Origin of the sequence: Enterobacter sp. 22499, assembly GCF_052044815.1 — a bacterium.
GTDB classification, from domain to species: domain Bacteria; phylum Pseudomonadota; class Gammaproteobacteria; order Enterobacterales; family Enterobacteriaceae; genus Enterobacter; species Enterobacter bugandensis.
Genome location: NZ_JBQENR010000003.1, coordinates 425163 through 443585, shown reverse-complemented (window position 1 = coordinate 443585; position 18423 = coordinate 425163). Strand labels below are relative to the sequence as shown.

Annotated in this window: 15 protein-coding genes and 1 pseudogene; 1 reads left to right on the top strand and 15 read right to left on the bottom strand. The window is 54.4% G+C overall.

All coding sequences use genetic code 11. The features are described 5' to 3' along the window. Positions 1–15 precede the first annotated feature (15 nt). The 3 genes from tyrR to ACTJI7_RS13280 form a co-directional block, all read right to left on the bottom strand. On the bottom strand, positions 16–1557 hold the full coding sequence (gene tyrR / locus ACTJI7_RS13290) for a transcriptional regulator TyrR (RefSeq protein WP_028013361.1): 1542 nt from the start codon (positions 1555–1557) through the stop codon (positions 16–18). A 112-nt stretch (positions 1558–1669) separates the two neighbouring features. Then, a complete protein-coding gene (locus ACTJI7_RS13285) occupies positions 1670–2722 on the bottom strand; it encodes a YcjF family protein (protein WP_047364984.1) in 1053 nt (350 codons plus the stop codon). Next, a complete protein-coding gene (locus tag ACTJI7_RS13280) occupies positions 2719–4116 on the bottom strand; it encodes a YcjX family protein (RefSeq protein WP_258150621.1) in 1398 nt (465 codons plus the stop codon). The genes ACTJI7_RS13285 and ACTJI7_RS13280 overlap by 4 nt, the downstream gene beginning before the upstream one ends. 155 nt (positions 4117–4271) lie before the next feature. Between ACTJI7_RS13280 and ACTJI7_RS13275 the strand changes: the two genes are divergently transcribed. After that, a complete protein-coding gene (locus ACTJI7_RS13275; RefSeq protein ID WP_041909694.1) occupies positions 4272–5282 on the top strand; it encodes a LacI family DNA-binding transcriptional regulator in 1011 nt (336 codons plus the stop codon). 33 nt (positions 5283–5315) lie between these two features. On the opposite strand, the gene ACTJI7_RS13270 is transcribed toward ACTJI7_RS13275, so the two are convergent. The 12 genes and pseudogenes from ACTJI7_RS13270 to pspD all read right to left on the bottom strand — a co-directional run bounded on the left by ACTJI7_RS13270 (position 5316) and on the right by pspD (position 18423). Continuing rightward, complete coding sequence (locus tag ACTJI7_RS13270) at positions 5316–6230, bottom strand: OmpG family monomeric porin (protein ID WP_088205575.1); 915 nt, start codon at positions 6228–6230, stop codon at positions 5316–5318. Between the two features lie 66 nt (positions 6231–6296). Next, on the bottom strand, positions 6297–7379 hold the full coding sequence (locus tag ACTJI7_RS13265) for an ABC transporter ATP-binding protein (RefSeq protein ID WP_063154347.1): 1083 nt from the start codon (positions 7377–7379) through the stop codon (positions 6297–6299). 13 nt (positions 7380–7392) lie between these two features. Then, positions 7393–8058 carry a beta-phosphoglucomutase gene (gene pgmB / locus ACTJI7_RS13260; RefSeq protein WP_048956152.1) on the bottom strand — a complete coding sequence of 222 codons (666 nt, stop codon included), beginning with the start codon at positions 8056–8058 and terminating at the stop codon, positions 7393–7395. After that, complete coding sequence (locus ACTJI7_RS13255; RefSeq protein WP_063154349.1) at positions 8048–10327, bottom strand: glycoside hydrolase family 65 protein; 2280 nt, start codon at positions 10325–10327, stop codon at positions 8048–8050. The genes pgmB and ACTJI7_RS13255 overlap by 11 nt, the downstream gene beginning before the upstream one ends. Then, complete coding sequence (locus tag ACTJI7_RS13250) at positions 10321–11379, bottom strand: Gfo/Idh/MocA family protein (RefSeq protein ID WP_126345843.1); 1059 nt, start codon at positions 11377–11379, stop codon at positions 10321–10323. Before ACTJI7_RS13250 ends, ACTJI7_RS13255 begins: the two co-directional genes overlap by 7 nt. Before the next feature lie 11 nt (positions 11380–11390). Then, the gene (locus ACTJI7_RS13245) at positions 11391–12179 is read right to left on the bottom strand and encodes a sugar phosphate isomerase/epimerase family protein (RefSeq protein ID WP_047368687.1); all 789 of its coding nucleotides are present in this window, start codon (positions 12177–12179) and stop codon (positions 11391–11393) included. Positions 12180–12196: 17 nt separating this feature from the next. Continuing rightward, positions 12197–13249 carry a zinc-dependent alcohol dehydrogenase gene (locus ACTJI7_RS13240; RefSeq protein WP_041909681.1) on the bottom strand — a complete coding sequence of 351 codons (1053 nt, stop codon included), beginning with the start codon at positions 13247–13249 and terminating at the stop codon, positions 12197–12199. Between the two features lie 29 nt (positions 13250–13278). Beyond that, complete coding sequence (locus ACTJI7_RS13235; protein WP_049001105.1) at positions 13279–14121, bottom strand: carbohydrate ABC transporter permease; 843 nt, start codon at positions 14119–14121, stop codon at positions 13279–13281. Continuing rightward, positions 14108–14989: a carbohydrate ABC transporter permease gene (locus ACTJI7_RS13230; RefSeq protein WP_028013373.1), complete on the bottom strand. Its 882-nt coding sequence runs from the start codon at positions 14987–14989 to the stop codon at positions 14108–14110. Before ACTJI7_RS13230 ends, ACTJI7_RS13235 begins: the two co-directional genes overlap by 14 nt. A gap of 22 nt (positions 14990–15011) precedes the next feature. Beyond that, complete coding sequence (locus ACTJI7_RS13225; RefSeq protein WP_440669420.1) at positions 15012–16304, bottom strand: ABC transporter substrate-binding protein; 1293 nt, start codon at positions 16302–16304, stop codon at positions 15012–15014. 13 nt (positions 16305–16317) lie between these two features. Further along, positions 16318–18014: pseudogene (locus tag ACTJI7_RS13220) on the bottom strand (sugar phosphorylase). Positions 18015–18198: 184 nt separating this feature from the next. Beyond that, positions 18199–18423, bottom strand: coding sequence for a phage shock protein PspD (pspD, locus tag ACTJI7_RS13215; protein ID WP_028013376.1), 225 nt, complete (start codon positions 18421–18423; stop codon positions 18199–18201).

The following is an 18423-nucleotide window of genomic DNA, read 5'->3' as shown; positions in this document are numbered from 1 at the left end:
TACAGAGGCTTTTTGTTATTCGTCACCTTTCTTATGATTCAATCCATACTCACGTAGCTTATTCGCAATCGCGGTATGCGAGACGCCAAGCCGTTTTGCCAGTTTGCGGGTGCTGGGGTAGCTGCGGTACAGCTGCGTCAGCACGGAGCGCTCGAAGCGGCTAGTGATATCATCCAGCGACCCTTCCATCGCCTCTTCGCCTACCGATACCGTTCCGGCGTCGTAATCCGGCAACAGAATGTCCTGAGGGCGCAGTTCATACCCTTCAAGCTGGGTCAGAGCGCGATAAACGGCGTTTTTAAGCTGACGAATATTGCCCGGCCAGCCGTAGCGCATGAGCACCGTGCCGAGATCTGCAGACAGTTTCGGACGTGGAACGCCCTGCTCGTCGGCAAAGCGGGCCACAAACAGTTCCGTTAGCGGCATGATGTCCTGCGGACAATCGCGCAGCGGTGGAATGTTCAGCGTCAGGACGTTGAGGCGGTAATAGAGATCTTCGCGGAAAATCCCCTTTTGCACCAGCTCCACCAGGTTCTTCTGGGTGGCGCAAATGACGCGCACGTCCACATGCACTTCGTGATCCTCACCGACGCGGCGGAAGGTGCCGTCGTTCAGGAAACGCAGCAGTTTAGCCTGCATACGCGGCGACATTTCGCCGATCTCGTCCAGCAGCACGGAGCCGCCGTTGGCCTGCTCGAAGAACCCTTTCTTGCCTTCCGGTGCGTGTCCAAACAGCTCGCTTTCGACGGCATCTTCTGGAATTGAAGCGCAGTTAAGCGCCAGATACGGTTTTGCCGCACGCGGGCTTGCCAGGTGCACGGCGTGCGCCAGCAGATCTTTCCCGGTACCGGTATCGCCGGTAATCAGCAGCGGCGCGGTAAGGCTGGCAAGCTTGCGCGCCTGGTCAACCACGTGGCGCATTTTCGGGCTGACGGCAATAATCTGGCTGAATGCGCCAACGTCCTGGCTGGAGAGATTTTGCAGCTGGCGCCCCATGCGTAGCGTCGAGCGCAGCATGATCACCGCCCCGGTCAATACGCGACTATTTCCTTCTCCTTTCAGATAGACCGGTGTGATCTCCATCAGGAAATTCTGCCCGTTAATTACCACATGCTCGCTGTGCGTATTCTGCGGGTTACTGTCCAGCCAGCGCTGGAAGTTAAAACCGGGGATCAGCTGCGCGGCGTGGTGGCTGCTGAGCTTCTCCTGGCTCTGCGCGAAAAGCTGGCAGCTCGCGTGGTTAACGCGCTCGACTTTACTTTTCAGATCCAAAGAGAGGAACGGCTCGGGCATCGCTTCAAGCAGCGCGCTCAGGGCGAGGTGCTCACGTTCGGAGGGCATCCAGGGGATGGTGCGTACATCCGTAACGCCAGCGATACGGCGGATTTCCGCCATCAGGCTGCTGAAGGTGTTAAATTCAATTTCGGCAAAATTGAGGTAAATTCGCCCGACAGGATCGATCTCAATGCCACGTAAATCAATGCTACGTAAAACAAGAAGATCGAGTAATTCGCGGGTAAGACCGAGACGGTCTTCACAGAAGACTTCAAGACGCATGGGAAATTCACCGTTTTAAGCCAATAACGTTAAAATGATATGTCAGAACTCGGTGAACCGGAAGATGGCTGTCAACAAATATTGACAGCCAGCACGATTAGTGAACAAAGCCTCAAGGAGACGGTTTTTTATTGAGCGTCTCTTTCAGCTGACCGATCAGTTCACGCCTGAAATCCCCCAGCCGCGGCTTATCGCCATCGATCCACGGCAGCGGACGGCACACCTCCATCGCTTTGATACCCAAACGCGCCGTCAGCAAGCCCGCGCCAATGCCCTGGGCTGCACGGGCTGAAAGACGCGCCGCCAGATCCTGCGACATCCAGTCCATTCCCACTTCGCGCACCAGCTCGCTCGCGCCCGCAAACGCGATATTGAGCAGGACCAGTTTGAACAGCCTGAGCCGGCTGTAGTAACCCAGCTCTATGCCGTAAAGGTTCGCGATACGGTTGATGAGGCGCAGGTTACGCCAGGCGATAAAGGCCATATCCACCAGCGCCAGCGGGCTGACGGCAATCATCAGCGTGGATTCCGCCGCCGAGCGGCTAATCTCACGCCGCGCCTGGGCATCCAGCACCGGCTGAACCATATGGGAATAGAGCGTGACCACCTCCCGGTCGTTCTGGGTTTCATGGATGGCGGCGTACCAGCGCTGGAGCGCCGGATGCGACTGATCGATACCGGCCTGGCTGGCCAGTTTTTCACAGAAGGCGCGGCCTTTGCCAGTGCCGTGGCTGTGGAGGAGATCCCGCGCTTCATCGCGCTCGTGCGCACGCTGTCGCAAACGCCAGAGGCGGCGCCACTCGGTGGCAACCGACCCGACGCCCGCCCCCACGATGAGCGCGCCCGCGGCACATCCTCCCAGCGCAACCCAGTCCTGGGTTTGCCAGGCGTTCATCGCCCACTGCACGCCCTGCCCGACCACGCTGACGCCAAACAGCGCCAGACCGGCGGTGACCATCTTGCGCCACAGGCTGCGTTTAGGACGCAGAGCGGCTTCCACGACCGCCTCCGCCGGACCTTCCTCGACGGCGGGATCGTCCGGCAGCGCCGGGGCAAAGTTCTCCGCCTGCGCGCCGCTGAACGTCTGCGCCGTTTTAAAGGCGTCCTGACGCTCGGGCTCAAGCGTTCCGGTAAAGTCTATGCGCGGTTTTAACGGTTCCGTCATCGCAGTTTATCTCCAATCAAAAACTCCAGCGCCGCATCCAGACGGATGTGCGGTAACGGCCGATCGACGCTCATGGTCTGAGGGCGGAAGGCTTCAAACTGAAAGCCATGGCTCTGCCAGAAGGCCTGGCCCGGCAGCCGCGCGGGCACTTCGCCGGGATAGACGGTAAGCGGCTCGCCGTCACTGAGTCGATTCCCGCGTAATGCTGGTATTTTCTCGCCGTTAAGGTCAATCAGGCCGCTTTGAGTCGCCTGCACCGATGCGAGCCCAAGACAATCCATACTGATGCCTTCAAACGCGGCGTTTTGCCAGGCGTCCTGCACCAGCTGCTGCAGCAGAGAAACCATGTTGGCGTGCTGATCGACCGTAACGTGATCGGCTTTTGTGGCCGCAAACAGCAGCTTGTCGATCACCGGTGAGAACAGACGACGAAACAGCGTCCGCTGCCCGTAGTGGAAACTCTGCATCAGCTGCGTCAGCGCGAGGCGCATATCGTTAAATGCCTGCGGCCCGCTGTTGAGCGGCTGCAGGCAATCCACCAGCACAATCTGGCGGTCGAAACGTAAAAAGTGGTTTTTATAAAAACCTTTGACCACCTTTTCGCAGTAGTAATTGTAACGCTCGCGCAGCATGCCGGCATTCGTGTGTTTGTCGGCCTGTGCCAGCTTCGACTCGCCTGCGCCGTCCACATCCGGCCACGGGAAGAACTGCAGCGCGGGCGCGCCTGCTAAATCACCCGGCAAGACAAAACGGCCCGGCTGGATGAAGTGCAGCCCTTCCTGTTTGCACTGATGCAGATAGTCCGTCCAGGCTTCAGCAATGGTCGCCAGACGGTTTTCATCCGCAGGCGCCAGCGGATCAAGGCCCTCGCACAGCTGTCGCCATTTCGTTGACCACTCTGCGCGTTGCCCTTGCAACAAGCCCGTCATCTGGCGGGACCAGCTGGGGTAGTCCTGCGCCAGCATCGGCAGGTCGAGCAGCCATTCGCCGGGATAATCGACGATTTCCAGATACAGGGTTGAGGTATCCTTAAAGTGACGTATCAGCGATTCATTAGAACGAAAGCGCAGCGCAAGGCGAATTTCACTGACGCCTCGCGTTGGCGTCGGCCACGCGGGCGGATCGCCGTAAAGCTGCGCCAGCCCTTCGTCGTAGGTAAAACGCGGTATGCCAAAATCACGCTGAGGGACGCGCTTAACGCCCAGCAGACGCTCTTCGCGCACGGCGCTGAGCAACGGCAGCCGCGCGCCGGCGTGCAGGTTCAGCAACTGGTTTACCATCGCGGTGATGAACGCCGTCTTACCGCTGCGGCTCAGGCCGGTAACGGCCAGACGCAGATGTCGATCAACGCCGCGGTTCACCAGTGAATTGAGTTCGTTCTTAAATCGCTTCATCGCCATCCTTCATTGCCCGGAAGCCAGGAATGTATGGCTTCAGAATACAATAAATGGGGGCAGATCGTTGATTATCAATTCTTATTTATTGCTATTGCCGTTTTCTCTCCAGTAAGATGAACGACATTGCTGTCAGTCCGGAGTGAGTAAGGTGTATGTCACCCACCATCTATGATATCGCACGGGTTGCGGGCGTATCGAAATCAACCGTTTCCCGCGTTCTGAATAAACAAACGAATATTTCCCCTGAAGCGCGAGACAAAGTGCTTAAGGCCATAGACGAATTAAATTATCAGCCCAACAAACTGGCCCGCGCCCTGACCTCTTCTGGCTTTGATGCCATTATGGTTATTTCGACCCGCTCGACCAAAACTACTGCCGGTAACCCTTTTTTCTCCGATGTTCTTCACGCCATTACGGCAAAAGCGGAAGAGGAAGGGTTTGACGTTATTTTACAAACCTCGAAAAGCAGTGAGGACGATCTGCAGAAGTGCGTGGGAAAAATAAAACAGAAGATGATCAAAGGGATCATCATGCTGAGTTCACCCGCAAACGAATCTTTTTTCACCACGCTGGACGAATACGGTGTGCCCGTGGTGGTTATTGGAAAAGTAGAAGGAAAGTTCCAGAATATTTATTCTGTTGATACGGACAATTTTCACGACAGCGCTATTCTGGTCGATTCGTTTATTAAACATGGGCGAACAAAAATTGCCTGTCTGCATGCCCCGCTCGATTATCACGTTTCTATCGATCGCCTTGCGGGTTATAAATCCAGCCTTGAGAAGCAGGGTATCGCCATTAACCCGGACTGGGTCATTGATGGCGGATATACCCATGAAAGCGCGCTCCAGGCAGCCTGCAAATTACTCTCGTCTGACAACCCGCCCAATGCCGTTTTTGCTACTGACAGTATGAAATTGTTGGGTCTTTATCGTGCTGCGGATGAGTTAAATCTGATGGTTCCCGAGCAGGTTGTTATGGCAGGCTACAGCGATCCGATGCTGTCTCTCGTTTTAACCCCTGCGCCAGGCGGGTTTGATATTCCGACGAGAAAGCTCGGCGAAGAGAGCTGCAACGTGTTGTTTAAGCGTATTGCGGGTAAACCTGCGCCGCATAAGATTTTGGTTGATACGCATTTTTCGGATGCGGCGTCCTTGCGCTAAAAACCAGGGGCAATCGCCCCTGGTAAATCATGATCAGAACGCGTAGTTCACGCCGACACCCGCGTAGTGGAAGCGATCGCTCTCACCTTCGTCATGGTTTTCCCATTCGTAGGCATATTCCAGCGTCATGGATAAACCGTTGTTAAAATCATAGGCGTACAGCATACCCAGACGGTTGAAATCATGTCCTTCACGCGTCGGATCGTCCTGCCAGTCCCAGTTTGACCAGCGATCGAGTCCCAGACGGGTATAAGGCGTTAACGTCGTCTGGCCTAACGAAATCGGCAGGTACGCACGAATTTCCTGGGTAGAAAACTCGCCGTTATTACGTGAGCTGTCCATGTTGAAGCCGCGCTCTAAATAATAATTTACTTTCGCAGAGAATGTTTCGTTGATGGTCCAGGTAAAACCGGTTTCGGTCTCGACGCGGCTGTCAGAATAACCGGTTTTTTCCAGATCGTTGGCAAACTGATACATGGCAAACCAGCCGCTAAAGCGCCAGTCGTCGGTTAATTTAATATCCCAGTCAGGCTGAACTTTATAGCGCTGCATATTAGCGCTGCCGTCTTTGGCACCGTGTTCATCTTTAAAGTGATAACCATAATTGCGGAAGCCACCGGTCAGACCGAACGTAAAATCATCGGTGCCGATAAAGCGATAGCGCAATTCAAATTCCGGGCGATCGAAATAGGTGCCACGCGTCATGCTGCTATAATCAACCGGCCCTTCCTGATACATTGCCAGAGAGATTGTCCAGGCATCCCATGTTGCATTAAACCATACGGAGGGTTCATATAATCCATCTTTATCGTCGCCCTGACCTTCGACGTTTTCAATTTCATACATGGCACCGATATTAAACGCCCACTGCTTTGCGGGTTCTGTTGCTTGCGCACAGCTAACCCCTGCGCACAGAACGAGCGCAGCACTTCTTAGTAGAGTACTCATTAAATATTCCCTTTATAATTAACAAACAAAAAAACCGGAAATTTGCATTTCCGGCAAACACCTTTCTTATCTAATAGCCGCTTCGGTATCGGCGTCGAAGAAATGGCACTTATTCATATCGAACTGAATGCCGATAGTATCTCCGGCAACGTAGTCATTGGCCGCGCCTGCGCGGACAACCAGTTCATGTCCACCCACGGTGGCATAAAGCATAAATTCGGCACCGGTAAGCTCAGCGACGCTGACTTTCGCCGCGATATCTTCTCCGCTGCTCTGCAGGGTAAGTATGTCTTCCGGACGGATCCCGAAGACGACCGCTTTACGCTGGTAACCTTGCGCATTCAACTCGACTAGCTTGTCCTCAGGGATCTCCAGACGCAGCGTTTCCGTTACGAAATAGCGATCGTCGATAGCGCCACGAATGAAGTTCATTGCCGGAGAGCCAATGAACCCTGCGACAAACATATTGGCCGGCTCGTTGTACACCTGCTTCGGCGCACCCACCTGCTGAATGATGCCATCTTTCAGGATCACGATGCGGGTCGCCATCGTCATGGCTTCCGTCTGGTCGTGCGTAACATAGATCATGGTGGTGTTAAGCTTCTGGTGAAGCTTGCTGATTTCGGCACGCATCTGCACGCGAAGCTTGGCATCAAGGTTGGATAACGGCTCATCCATCAGGAAGACGCCCGCTTCGCGCACGATCGCCCTGCCCAGCGCCACACGCTGGCGCTGACCACCCGATAAAGCGCCAGGTTTACGCTTCAGGTATTCGCGTAACCCTAAAATCTGCGCCGCCCAGTTCACGCGTTCTTCAATCACCGCGGGCGCTATTTTTTGCATTTTCAGGCCAAACGCCATGTTGTCGTAGACCGTCATATGCGGATAAAGCGCATAGTTCTGGAATACCATCGCGATATCACGCGATTTGGCAGGCACGTCATTCATGCACACGCCGTCGATAATCAGTTCACCCGCGCTGATCTCCTCAAGACCGGCAATCATTCGCAGCGTCGTGGATTTACCGCAGCCCGACGGACCGACGAAAACAATAAACTCTTTGTCTTCAATTTCGAGGTTGAAATCCTTAACCACGTGGACCTGGTTATCATAGATTTTCTGAATATGTTTCAGAGAAAGTTGAGCCATAATTTATTCCTTATCAATACGCCCGGGACGCCCAGAATTCTGTCAGGCATTTCCAGGTCAGTTCCCGCGTTGAATGAAGTTGTAATCCCGCATGGTTAAGGCCAGGCCCAATCCCGACCGACAGCATTCCTGCGGCGTTGATTGCTTCAACACCCGCAGCGGCATCTTCAATGCCAATCGCCTCTTCAGGACGCACGTTCAGCCCCGCACAGGCCGCAAGGAAGATCTCCGGGTCAGGTTTTGAACGGCAAATGCGGGAAGCATCAGCGCAAAAATCGAAGGCCTGATGAATGCCCAGCGCGTGCAAAATCCCTGGGGCATTGAGCGATACGGATGCCAGCCCAATCTTGACCTTCGCGGCACGGATCTCCGCCAGCACGTCGCGGATCCCCGGCAGCAGAGAATCCTGCGTCAGTGATGCCAGCGACTGGACGTAAAGCGCATTTTTTTTCGTCGCAAGCGCCAGGCACTGCTCCTCACTAAACATCCCCTCTTTTCCGCCGTGCTTCAGAATGCGCTGGAGGGAATCCATGCGGCTTATCCCCTTAAGCTGTTCGTTAAACACTTCGTCGAAGGTAATGCCAATTTCCTCTGCCACGGCACGCCAGGCCAGAAAGTGGAGATGCGCGGTATCGGTGATCACACCGTCCAAATCGAATACAACAGCCTTAAGCGTCATGTTGCCCCTCCGTGGTAGCGGTCCCATTCACGGACGCAAGAAAATCCTTATACGCGAAGACTTCTCGCTCCGGGATATGTAGCGTTTTGCCCCACAGTGTCAGCGTGGCAGGCGCCGTGGTTTCAATGGTTAACACCTCGTTTTCATATGTGAAGTGCATTGCTGCGTTCCGCCACCGCAGCGGGAAAGCGAGTTTCTGCCAGTGAGCAGGCAGTTTTGGCGCGAGATGCAGTTCCCCTTCAATGATTTGCAGGCCAGCAAATCCCTGAATTGCGCCAGACCAGATCGCACCGGTTGCCGCGGCATGAATGCCCTCATCGCTGCTGTGCGGATCGTCACCCAAATCAATGGCGATGCCATCGCGCCAGAAGGCATAGGCCCCCTGCGTGTCACCGCAGCGCGCGAGTACAATCCCGTGAATGGCCTTGCTCAGGGACGAATCATGGATCGTGCGTGACTCATAGAACGCCAGATTGGCGGCGCATTGCTGTGGTGTAAACCGTTCTGGCAGCAGGTAGTTAAGCATCACCACATCGGCCTGCTTAAGGATCTGCATCTCGTTCACTTCCGCGCGGGAATAATCGAGCAGAATCGTCTGCTTACCCGCTTTGGCTTTGTAGCGGCTCAGATCGATGGCAGGTTTTGCCATGAAGGAATCATCCTGCGGGATCACACCGTCTGCATCGGCCTCCGGTAGCCATAAGCGCGCCAGGAACTGCGCAGCATTCTCCGTAAAACGCGCATCCTCACGCCCAAACATCGCCATGAACTGGCGCGCGCAGGCAACGTTGTGCCAGGCCAGATAGTTGGTGTAGGCGTTGTTGTTCACGTGCTCGGTGTATTCGTCCGGTCCGATCACGTCATGGATTTCCAGACGACCATTGACGTCCGTTGCGCGTCCCATCCAGAACAAAGCCGTTTCCATCAGCAGCGTCAGGCCTTCGTTACGCATAAAGGCGTCATCATGCGTCGCCTGCCAGTACGCAACGACGGCCCAGGCAATATCAGCCACGATGTGATGCTCAGCAAGTGCGGAAGCCACCTTCTGGCGTACCCCGGTGCGGATGTTGATTGCCGCGAACTCCGGCGTCTCTTCCTCTCCGCTTGCGGCGCTTTCCCATGGGAACAACGCGCCCGGCCAGCCGTTACGACGGGCTTTTTCCCGTGCGCCAGCCAGATTAAGCCAGCGATAGCGCAGCAGGCTGCGGGCAACCTGCGGGCGGGTAAACAGATGGAAAGGCAGCAGGAAAATTTCGGTATCCCAGAAGACGTGGCCTTTATACCCCTCTCCCGTCAGCCCCTTCGCAGCGATACTGCTTCGCTCATCATGGGCAGGCGTCATCGTGGTCAGGTGCCAGACCGCATAATCCAGCGCCATCTGATCCTGTTGCTCTGCGGAAGTCACTTCCACCCGGGCATCACGCCAGACCTCTTTCCAGGCATACGCTGAGCTTTCAAGCAATGCGTCGTAACCTCTTGCGGCAGAAACTTTGAGATCGGCCAGCGCGTTGCGCGCAAAAGACTCCTGTGACAGCGCTTTATCGCTGCGATGTGTCACCCAGACGATCTTTTCAAGCGTGACAGTGTCACCCTGAGCAATGGTCAGTGAATGATGTACGCTGAGACGCCGATTTTTGGCGGTGAAGCAGCTGTCGCTCTTCGCGGAGAGCTGACAAAACGCCGAAACAACAACCTCCGACGCCCGATCCTGCGTTTCATACACCCCCTGCATATAGTGTTGATCAAAGACCCTGACCGAGAGTTCATCCAGATGCTGTCTGCCGCTGTTCGTTTGCGTCGCATCGATGCCGGTTTTCAGCACGGCATGCGTGGCGGCATCAAGAGGCGTGATCGCGAGCTGCATAGCCGCTAAAGGCAGCTGGTCCAGCGATACAAAACGACGACTCTCCAGCCGATAGCGCTTGCCGTCGGGCGAACGCCAGACAACGTTACGATGCAGTTCGCCGTTTGCAAAGGCCAGCTCGCGCTGCCACTCAAGAATTTCCCCGGCCAGGAGCGTGAAATTGACGCCGTCCAGCTCTACATCAATACCGGTGATATCCGGCAGATTGACCAGCTCGGTGGTCTCGTTGCGCCCCGCGCGATGATACAGCCCAGCGAGATACATGCCTCTGGTCTGCTGGGTGTACTCTTCTTCATGCGCGGCGCGAATGCCCATGTAGCCATTGCCGCAGGCCATGATGGAGGCGTATTTATTCAGGCTGTGTGGACAAAAGCCCGGATCGGTTAATACAGAGACGTTCAGCATAGTGTTACGCTTTCCCCTGTTTCTGCGGATTCATAAAGCGCGCCAACAAGCTGCTGAATTACCAGTCCCTGTTCTGCATCGGCAATCATCACGGGCTCTCCCAGCACGTGACGTACGAAAGCATCCATGCTGCGCAGATGGCGCTGATCGTCCGCCTCTTCGCGCTGGGTAAGGGTTTCTAAAACACCGGCTTCGTCATTGTAGATGTGCGCCGGGAACAGCGTTGCACCCGCCTTTTCACCGCAGAAAGAGACGTTCATGATTGACTGCTCGCGAATGTTAAGCGCAAAGGAGGTGTCCAGACGCAAAATGCCGCCGTTGCAGAATTCAATCGTGCCAAACAGCGCATCTTCCACGGTAAATTGCGCAGGATCCCACTCGCCAAACTGACCGGTGCTTTTACGGTTTCCCAGCCTCTGGAAGCTGTGCGCAGTCACCCGTTTTACCGCCGGGAAACCCAGGACATACATTGCGGCGTCGAGCATATGAATGCCGATATCAATAAGCGGTCCACCGCCCTGTAGCGATTTGTTGGTAAAAACGCCCCACCCCGGCACACCGCAGCGACGCAGCGCCTGCGCTGAGGTAAAGTAAATTTCACCAAGCGTTCCGTTCATTACCGCATCGCGCAGGAGTTGGGTATCCAGGGCAAAGCGATGGTGAAAATCATAGGCCAGGACTTTTCCTGCCTTGCGCGCCGCGATGCGCATCTCATCAGCCTGCTGCGGCGTCATCGCCGGGGGCTTTTCACACATCACATGGCAACCCGCCTCGAGCGACGCCATCACGTGTTCAAAATGGAACCGGTTGGGCGAACAGACGCTCACCACATCCGGTTTTACTGCCTGCAACATCTCGTGAGCGTCCTGCCATGCCGATGGAATAGCATAACGTTCCGCGAACGCCTGTGCCTGCTCAAGGCGGCTGTCCATGACAGCCACCATTTGAACATCACTGCGCGTGGCGTAATACGAGGCATGCACTTTGTCCGCGACCTGCCCGGCGCCAATAATGGCGACGCGCAGAGGCGAAGGTGTAGAAGCACTCATCACGCTCGTCATCCTTAGCATTCACGCAAATAAGTGAGAGAGTCCTGATAAGCCTTAGCCGGATCCTCGGCGCGAACACGGCATTCATACACTACGTATCCCTGATAGTTATCGGCACGCAGCTGACCGAACAGGCTGGCGAAATCGAGGCTACCGCTGCCCGGCTGATAGCGATGGTTATCTGCAATGTGAACATGACCCAGCAGATCGCGGTTCTGATGCAGCGCGTCCGTCAGCGAGTCTTCTTCAATGTTCATGTGATAGAAATCACCGATGATCTGCACGTGCTTCAGGCCGTTCTCTTCGATATAACGACGCGCGTCTGCCAGGGTGTTGATCATATGATCCTGGTAGCGGTTCAGCGGCTCCAGGTAGACGGTGGTGCCGGTGCGCGCGGCCACCTCATCCAACCAGCGCAGCGAGGCGCTTACGGCTTTGCGGTCACCGTCCAGGCTGCGTGGAGAGGTCATTGGCGGCAGACGGAAGGTAAACATGCCCCAGGCAGCAGGCACGATAATGCCCTTTCCGCCGACTTCCGCCAGCGCTTCCAGAATGCGTTCGATCTGCTGTAATCCGTTCAGACGGCGTTCTTCGATGAAATCACCGATCCAGCCATCGTACCCGCCACATGCTGTCGTCACCGGCAGGCCCGTGGCTTTGATAGCGGCTTTCACTTCGTCGAGATTTTCCACCAGCAGACGTCCGTCAATTTCGTAGCCATCAAAACCCATCGCTTTGATGTACTCGAATTTTTCCATGATATTGGTCGGGAAAAAGGCCTGGTTTTGTGTTGCGATCTTCATGATTTGCTGTCCTTAGCTTAAAAAGTGACGCCCATTTTGATACTGAGTTCCGGATGCTGATCGACATACTTCATATAGCTTTCCGGGCTGGTGGTGAAGGTCACGACCGGGTCGATCAGATCTTCACAGTTCAGATAACCGTTCATCAGCAATTCCCAGCAGGTCTCTTCGATACGCTTGCGGCTCCAGCGCGGATAGTCCGGGTTCGGTTCACTGCAGGCGCGGGAGAAGACAATCTTCGCGTTGTTGAAGTGCGCTTCGCGGCCCAGGTTGAAGCCTGCCGCAAACGGTTTGGCGAAGGCCACGTAGGAGATGGTGCCGCCGTAGGCGAGCCCGCGCAGCGCGGACTGCAGCGCATCCGCAAAGCCGCTGGTTTCGATGATCACGTCCGCGCCCTGCTTGCCGGTCAGCTTTTTAATTTCCAGACCGACATCGGTACCGATTGGATTCAGGCAGTGGTCCGCGCCGTGACGGCGAGCGATCTCACAGCGGTGTTCAATCGGATCAACGCCGATAACCACTGACGCACCGGCTTTTTTCGCCAGCTGAATCGCAATCTGTCCGATGGCTCCCAGACCGACCACGACAACAAAGTCACCCACACGGACGTTGGCATCACGCACGCCGCTCATGGCGAACTGCGCCGGATCGTAGCAAACGGCATTCTTCCAGGACGCGCCCTGCGGCATTTTACGCAGCTTATAGTTGTTCACCGCGTTAACGATGACCGTCTCCTGCAGCGGGCCGTAGCAGCAGACGCTGTCGCCGATCTGGTATTCCGTTACGTCTGCACCGCATTCAATAATGTCGCCAACGATCATGTTGCCCAGTTGGAACTTACCGAATTCGATACCGCGCGCAGCGCCCTCTTCACGCGGCGTGAACATCTGCCACTCTGCGTTGAACTCTTCATCAATAAACGGGCTTGCCGCGCGGAAATCCACGACTTCCGTTCCGTGCTTCGGGGCGCCAAAGCGGGCGCGAATTTTCACTTCATGTGCTTCCACAGCACGGTCTTCATACTCCACCAGCGCCGCTACGCGTGGCGCTGTCGCAACTAACTTCTTCATAACTTGCTCCTGATAAAAAATTGGCCGCCTTAGCCCTTGACGCCACCGGCGGTCAAACCACTTTTAATAAAACGTTCAGAGAGTGCGTACATGATGACCACCGGAAGCGCCGTCACCAGCGATGCCGCCATCATGCGACCCCAGATATAATCTGGCGTACTAAAGAGCGTGTTCAGCCCGACCGGCAGGGTAAAGTTGCTGGCGCTGGACAGGAAAATGGAGGCAAACAGGTAGTCGTTCCATGCCACCATGAAGCAGTAAACAAACACCGACACGAGACCGGAAATGGCCAGCGGCACGGTAATGCGGAAGATGATTTGCAGGCGGTTCAGACCATCCATCATCGCGGCCTCTTCTATTTCGTCCGGAATGGTGTCGAAATAGCTGCGCAGCATGAATACCGCCGTAGGCAGCGTCTGGGTGACCATGGTGATGATCAGCGCCAGTTCAGTGTCGTAAATGCCGAGCGCGGTGATGATTTTGAACAGCGGCACCACTAGCAAAATCCCGGAGAACATATAGACGGTGTAGAAGCTCGCGTTGATCGTCGCGCGTCCTTTAAAACGCAGCTTGGACAAGGCGTAAGCGCCCAGCGTGCCGAGAAACACCGCAATTACCGATGACGTCAGCGACACCACCATGCTGTTGCGGAAATAATCCACGAACGGGAAAATTAGCGGGTTAAAGATGTCAACGTAATGCTGAAGCGTCCACGCCTGCGGCAGAATAGTCGGATTCAGCGATATGGCCTCTTTCGCGCTCTTGAATGACGTCATCAGCATCACGAAGAACGGGAACAGCGTGATAATCAGAAATACCGTCAGCCCCAGATAGAAACCAATACGGCCCAGTATGCGTTTATTTGTTGCCATTGAGGTTTACCCTTTTTCTGGTCAGCAGAATGACGGCGAAGATGATCACAAACAGCACAACAGAAATGGCGGCTGCTTTGCCCAGATCGTTGAATGCAAAGGCAGTTTTATAGAGATACACGCCCAGAATATCGACCTTCGTGGTCAGCAGATAAACATCCGCAAACATGTAGAACATCCAGATGGTTCGCAGCGTCACCACCGTTGCCAGTACAGGCATGATGGCGGGCAACGTGACGATACGGAAACGCTGCCAGGCGTTGGCTCCGTCCATCTCTGCCGCTTCATACAGCGATTTATCAATGGTCTGCAAAATTGCCAGGAATGAGATAAAGGCATACGGGAAGTAGCGCCAGATGGCGAACAGCACCACCAGCACGAAGCTGCTGCCAGGGTTGTCGAACCAGAGCGGCGCCTGGTCATACAGATGCAGCAGATCGACGCCCAGATAGTTCACAATGCCGTAGCCGTTGTTGAACATGTATTTCCAGGCAAATACCAGGGAAATAGAGGGTGTCACGTAGGATAAAATCACCAGCGAACGCGCCGTCTTCCGGAGACGAAACTCACGGTTAAAGAAGATGGCGACGGCAAGCCCCAGCCCGGTGCTGCCGAGCACGACCAGCGCCGTATACCAGAACGTCATCCACAGCGAGTGCCAGAACGCAGCATCCCCCAGAATGCGGATGTAGTTATCCAGGCCAACAAACACCGCATCAATACGCGGGTTAAGCGGCAGGCGTAAGAAACTGATTTCAATATTGGAAATCATTGGCCAGGCCACCAGGCCCCCCAGCAAAATCAGGCTGGGGGCCAACAGCAGCATGGCGAAAGGCATATCTGAACGACCAGAAAACAACGTCTTCATAATTTCCTTCCGCAGAGCGCTCCTATCGTTGTGAAATCAGGTCAGTCAGTCGCGTCTGGCTCTTGCTAAGCGTTGCGCTGAGATCTTGTTTACCCACGGTGACGTTATGCACCATGGAGCTGATAATGCCGGACCCTGTCACATCGCCCATGCGCGTGAAGTTTTTGTCGCCGACAGCACCAAACACCTGTACGTTCGGGAATTGGGCAATCAGTTCATAAGGCAGTTGCCCAAACGCTTTAATCACCTCGTTGTTTTTCCAGGTATCCGTTCCTACGACCAGCGTGTTCACCGGCAGCGCCGCGCCCGGCGACATCATGACCCAGTCGGTTGCGTTTTGAGCCTGCTCCATCCACGTCACAAACTTTTCAGCCGCTTGCGTTTCTTCTTCGGTTTGTCCGCTGGTGATCGTCAACGATGTGACCATGCCATAAACGGCAGAGGACTTTTCTGTCGGGACAACGAAGCCAAGGTTGGCAGGGTTACCATCCTGGAATACCGCTGGCAGGATGTAGGTGGAATAGACGGCCATCGGTGCGGAACCGTTCATGAAGGCATCTTTGATCTCCATGACGTCGTTCGAGCCCGGCATGGTGGTCGCGGCCAGCGCTTTATAGAACTCAAGCGCTTTCGCCATTTCAGGGGTGTCAATTTCAACGTTTCCGTTGGCATCAAAAACGTTCGCGCCGCCGGAAAGCGCAAACTGGGAGAACGCCTGCTCGGTCATGACGCTTTCCGCGGTGGGCAGCGCAATACCGTAATGTTTGTTGGCCGGGTCGTTAAGCTTCTGGCTGGCTTTCAGCAGCTGTTCCCAGTTATGCGGTTCCTGAATACCCGCAGCGGCAAGCACATCTTTGTGATACCAGACGCCGGACAGCCAGGCGCTCATCGGCACCCCTGTCCAGGCTGTGCCGTCTTCAGTACGCACAACGCGCAGGATCCCGTCATAGAAGGTCTTTTCGCCTACCGCTTCAATGGCTTCACCGATAGCCTTGCGATCCAGCAGTTGTTCCTTATCCATGACTTTCGCGTAATCATGGCTGACTTCAATCACTTCAGGCAGCGCGCCCGTTCTGGCGAGCGTAATCACTTTGGTGTTGTAGGCATCTTCTTCCACCGGCACCTGCTTCACCGTAATGCCGGGGTTTTCTTTCTCGAATTTTTCGATCAGTTTCGTAATAACCGCCTGGCGCTCCTGCTCTACTGACGAGTGCATGAACTCAATGGTCACAGCAGACGCTTTATCATCTTTACAGCCTGATAACAGGGCGCACGAAACCAGTGCTGATAACACCACAATTTTGGGCATTTTCATTTTAGGGTCCTTTTTAGTTTTCTTTAATCCACATAACCTGCCATGGATTGAGGGTCAGCTCTTTACCGCTAACAGCTTGTCCTGATAGTAATTCCATACCAGTAAGCGTGTCCCCATAAACGGTATGAACGTTATTACTAAAATTAAACAGGGCTGTAATTCTCTCACCGTTTTTAGCCACGCGAACGATTTTAAGAATTTGTTCATCCAGTGATTCAAAAAATGCCTTAGCATCAGGGTGAAACGCACTTTCCCCACGACGAATCGCAATAAACGCGCTTAAACGGGAATAAATTTTATGACGAATGCTATTTTTATTATTAAGTTCGAGATCAACCTGACCGGCGGTATATTTCTTGCGGTTTATCGCGCGGTTATAGCCGAGGCGCTCGACCCCTTCATAATCGTTACGGGAGCCAAGAATACTTTGAATATACACGGCAGGTACACCCGGGAAACTTAACAGCACCGCATGCGCCAGAATAAAGCGCGCAATGCGTTCATCATCTGAACTGTTTTGCGCGCTTAACGCGTCAAGATAGGTCACATTAATTTCGTAAGGACTGCGCGTACCGTCAGGATTATTTTTCCAGTTGACCAGCGCCCCTTCCTGCTGAAGTTTCTCAACCAGTGCGAGGATTTCTGATTCCGGCAGAATGCCGCGCAGTGGGTTCAGACCGATACCGTCATGAGACGCCAGGAAATTGAACCAGGTCGTTTTTGTTGAAGGCAGCGCCAGCGATCCCGCCCACTGACAGAGAGCGTTAACATCCTGACGGTGCACAGCATGCAGCACCAGCGGCGGCAAGGAGAACTGGTAGACCATCTGGGCTTCATTTTCACCGTCACCGAAATAAGAGATATTGTCCTTATGCGGAACGTTCGTCTCAGTAATGATCACGGTACCCGGCGCCACGGCCTCGGTAATAGCACGGAAAAGCTGGATAAGGCAGTGAGTCTGTTCCAGATGGATGCAGCTTGTTCCAGGGATCTTCCACATAATCCGACGGCGTCCAGACGGATATAACGCGCCCCTTCCGCCAGGTAATGGAGCAGCACGTCAACCATCGCAATCAGCACCTGAGGCGAGGCGAAGTTAAGATCGATCTGGTCATCGCTGAAGGTGGTCCAAAGATGACGCACGCTGCCATCATGCAGCGTAAACGGCGTCAGCAACGGTAATGCGCGAGGACGCGTCACCGCAGATAAATCAGTTTCTGGATCGACAGCAATAAAGAAATCTTCGTAGCCAGGTTTCTGCGCAAGATAATTAGCAAACCATTCACTTTTTGCTGACATATGGTTGCAGACGAAATCAAACATTAAGCTGGCAGACTGTTTTAAATCAGCAACGTCTTGCCAGGTCCCGGTTTCAGGCGCAACGTTGTGGTAATCAATAACGGAAAATCCGTCATCAGAGGACCACGGATAAAAAGGTAAAAGGTGGACATGGGAAAACGTGCGAGCAAGCCACTCATTATAAAAGCGGGTAAATACCGGCAACGCTTTCTCCCCTTTCGCGGAGAACTGATCGGCGTAGGTGATCAGAACGACATCTTTTTCATCCCAGCCTGATTTACGCTTTTCTGTAATATCAACAGCAGCTTGTTCAAGCTTTGTTAATAACACTTTAAAGTGTGCTTCAGAAAATGATTCACCGTAAATATGATTGATAAGTTTTTTAATTTTTGCGTTCACATTATTTTCCATGGTAGCGGTCCCACGAAGGGCAATCTACTCCCCTGAAAAATATCTGTCAACGAACCGGGAGGCTGAAAAACGCAATTACAAAGCAGCTCTGTGCAGTAATGTGAGCTGCCGCAAAGAAAGTGAGGGAAAGGGATGAAATGTCGTTAGCCCTTCCGGGGAGAGAAAGGGCTAACGCGAGCGTGAATTATCGGGATAAGTAACGGCGTGACAGCCGCTTTGCCGCTTTTTGCAACAGAGGTTCAAGCGCCACGGCCAGCAACATTCTGACCGGCTTGCGGGCAACAGATTTGATCGCCCAGCCCGCCACACCTGCCGGGCCGTAACGTAACGCCGTCATCAGAACCAGTTTACCTGCGATTTTCAGGCCGGGTTTTACCTTCTGACCGGCCTGTTGCCAGTTTTTCTTCAT

What these genes read in the sequence shown, in the direction of transcription:
- tyrR (WP_028013361.1), bottom strand. Translation starts at nt 1,557, where the DNA reads ATGCGTCTTGAAGTCTTCTGTGAAGACCGTCTCGGTCTTACCCGCGAA.
- ACTJI7_RS13285 (WP_047364984.1), bottom strand. Translation starts at nt 2,722, where the DNA reads ATGACGGAACCGTTAAAACCGCGCATAGACTTTACCGGAACGCTTGAG.
- ACTJI7_RS13280 (WP_258150621.1), bottom strand. Translation starts at nt 4,116, where the DNA reads ATGAAGCGATTTAAGAACGAACTCAATTCACTGGTGAACCGCGGCGTT.
- ACTJI7_RS13275 (WP_041909694.1), top strand. Translation starts at nt 4,272, where the DNA reads ATGTCACCCACCATCTATGATATCGCACGGGTTGCGGGCGTATCGAAA.
- ACTJI7_RS13270 (WP_088205575.1), bottom strand. Translation starts at nt 6,230, where the DNA reads ATGAGTACTCTACTAAGAAGTGCTGCGCTCGTTCTGTGCGCAGGGGTT.
- ACTJI7_RS13265 (WP_063154347.1), bottom strand. Translation starts at nt 7,379, where the DNA reads ATGGCTCAACTTTCTCTGAAACATATTCAGAAAATCTATGATAACCAG.
- pgmB (WP_048956152.1), bottom strand. Translation starts at nt 8,058, where the DNA reads ATGACGCTTAAGGCTGTTGTATTCGATTTGGACGGTGTGATCACCGAT.
- ACTJI7_RS13255 (WP_063154349.1), bottom strand. Translation starts at nt 10,327, where the DNA reads ATGCTGAACGTCTCTGTATTAACCGATCCGGGCTTTTGTCCACACAGC.
- ACTJI7_RS13245 (WP_047368687.1), bottom strand. Translation starts at nt 12,179, where the DNA reads ATGAAGATCGCAACACAAAACCAGGCCTTTTTCCCGACCAATATCATG.
- ACTJI7_RS13240 (WP_041909681.1), bottom strand. Translation starts at nt 13,249, where the DNA reads ATGAAGAAGTTAGTTGCGACAGCGCCACGCGTAGCGGCGCTGGTGGAG.
- ACTJI7_RS13235 (WP_049001105.1), bottom strand. Translation starts at nt 14,121, where the DNA reads ATGGCAACAAATAAACGCATACTGGGCCGTATTGGTTTCTATCTGGGG.
- ACTJI7_RS13230 (WP_028013373.1), bottom strand. Translation starts at nt 14,989, where the DNA reads ATGAAGACGTTGTTTTCTGGTCGTTCAGATATGCCTTTCGCCATGCTG.
- ACTJI7_RS13225 (WP_440669420.1), bottom strand. Translation starts at nt 16,304, where the DNA reads ATGAAAATGCCCAAAATTGTGGTGTTATCAGCACTGGTTTCGTGCGCC.
- pspD (WP_028013376.1), bottom strand. Translation starts at nt 18,423, where the DNA reads ATGAAGAAAAACTGGCAACAGGCCGGTCAGAAGGTAAAACCCGGCCTG.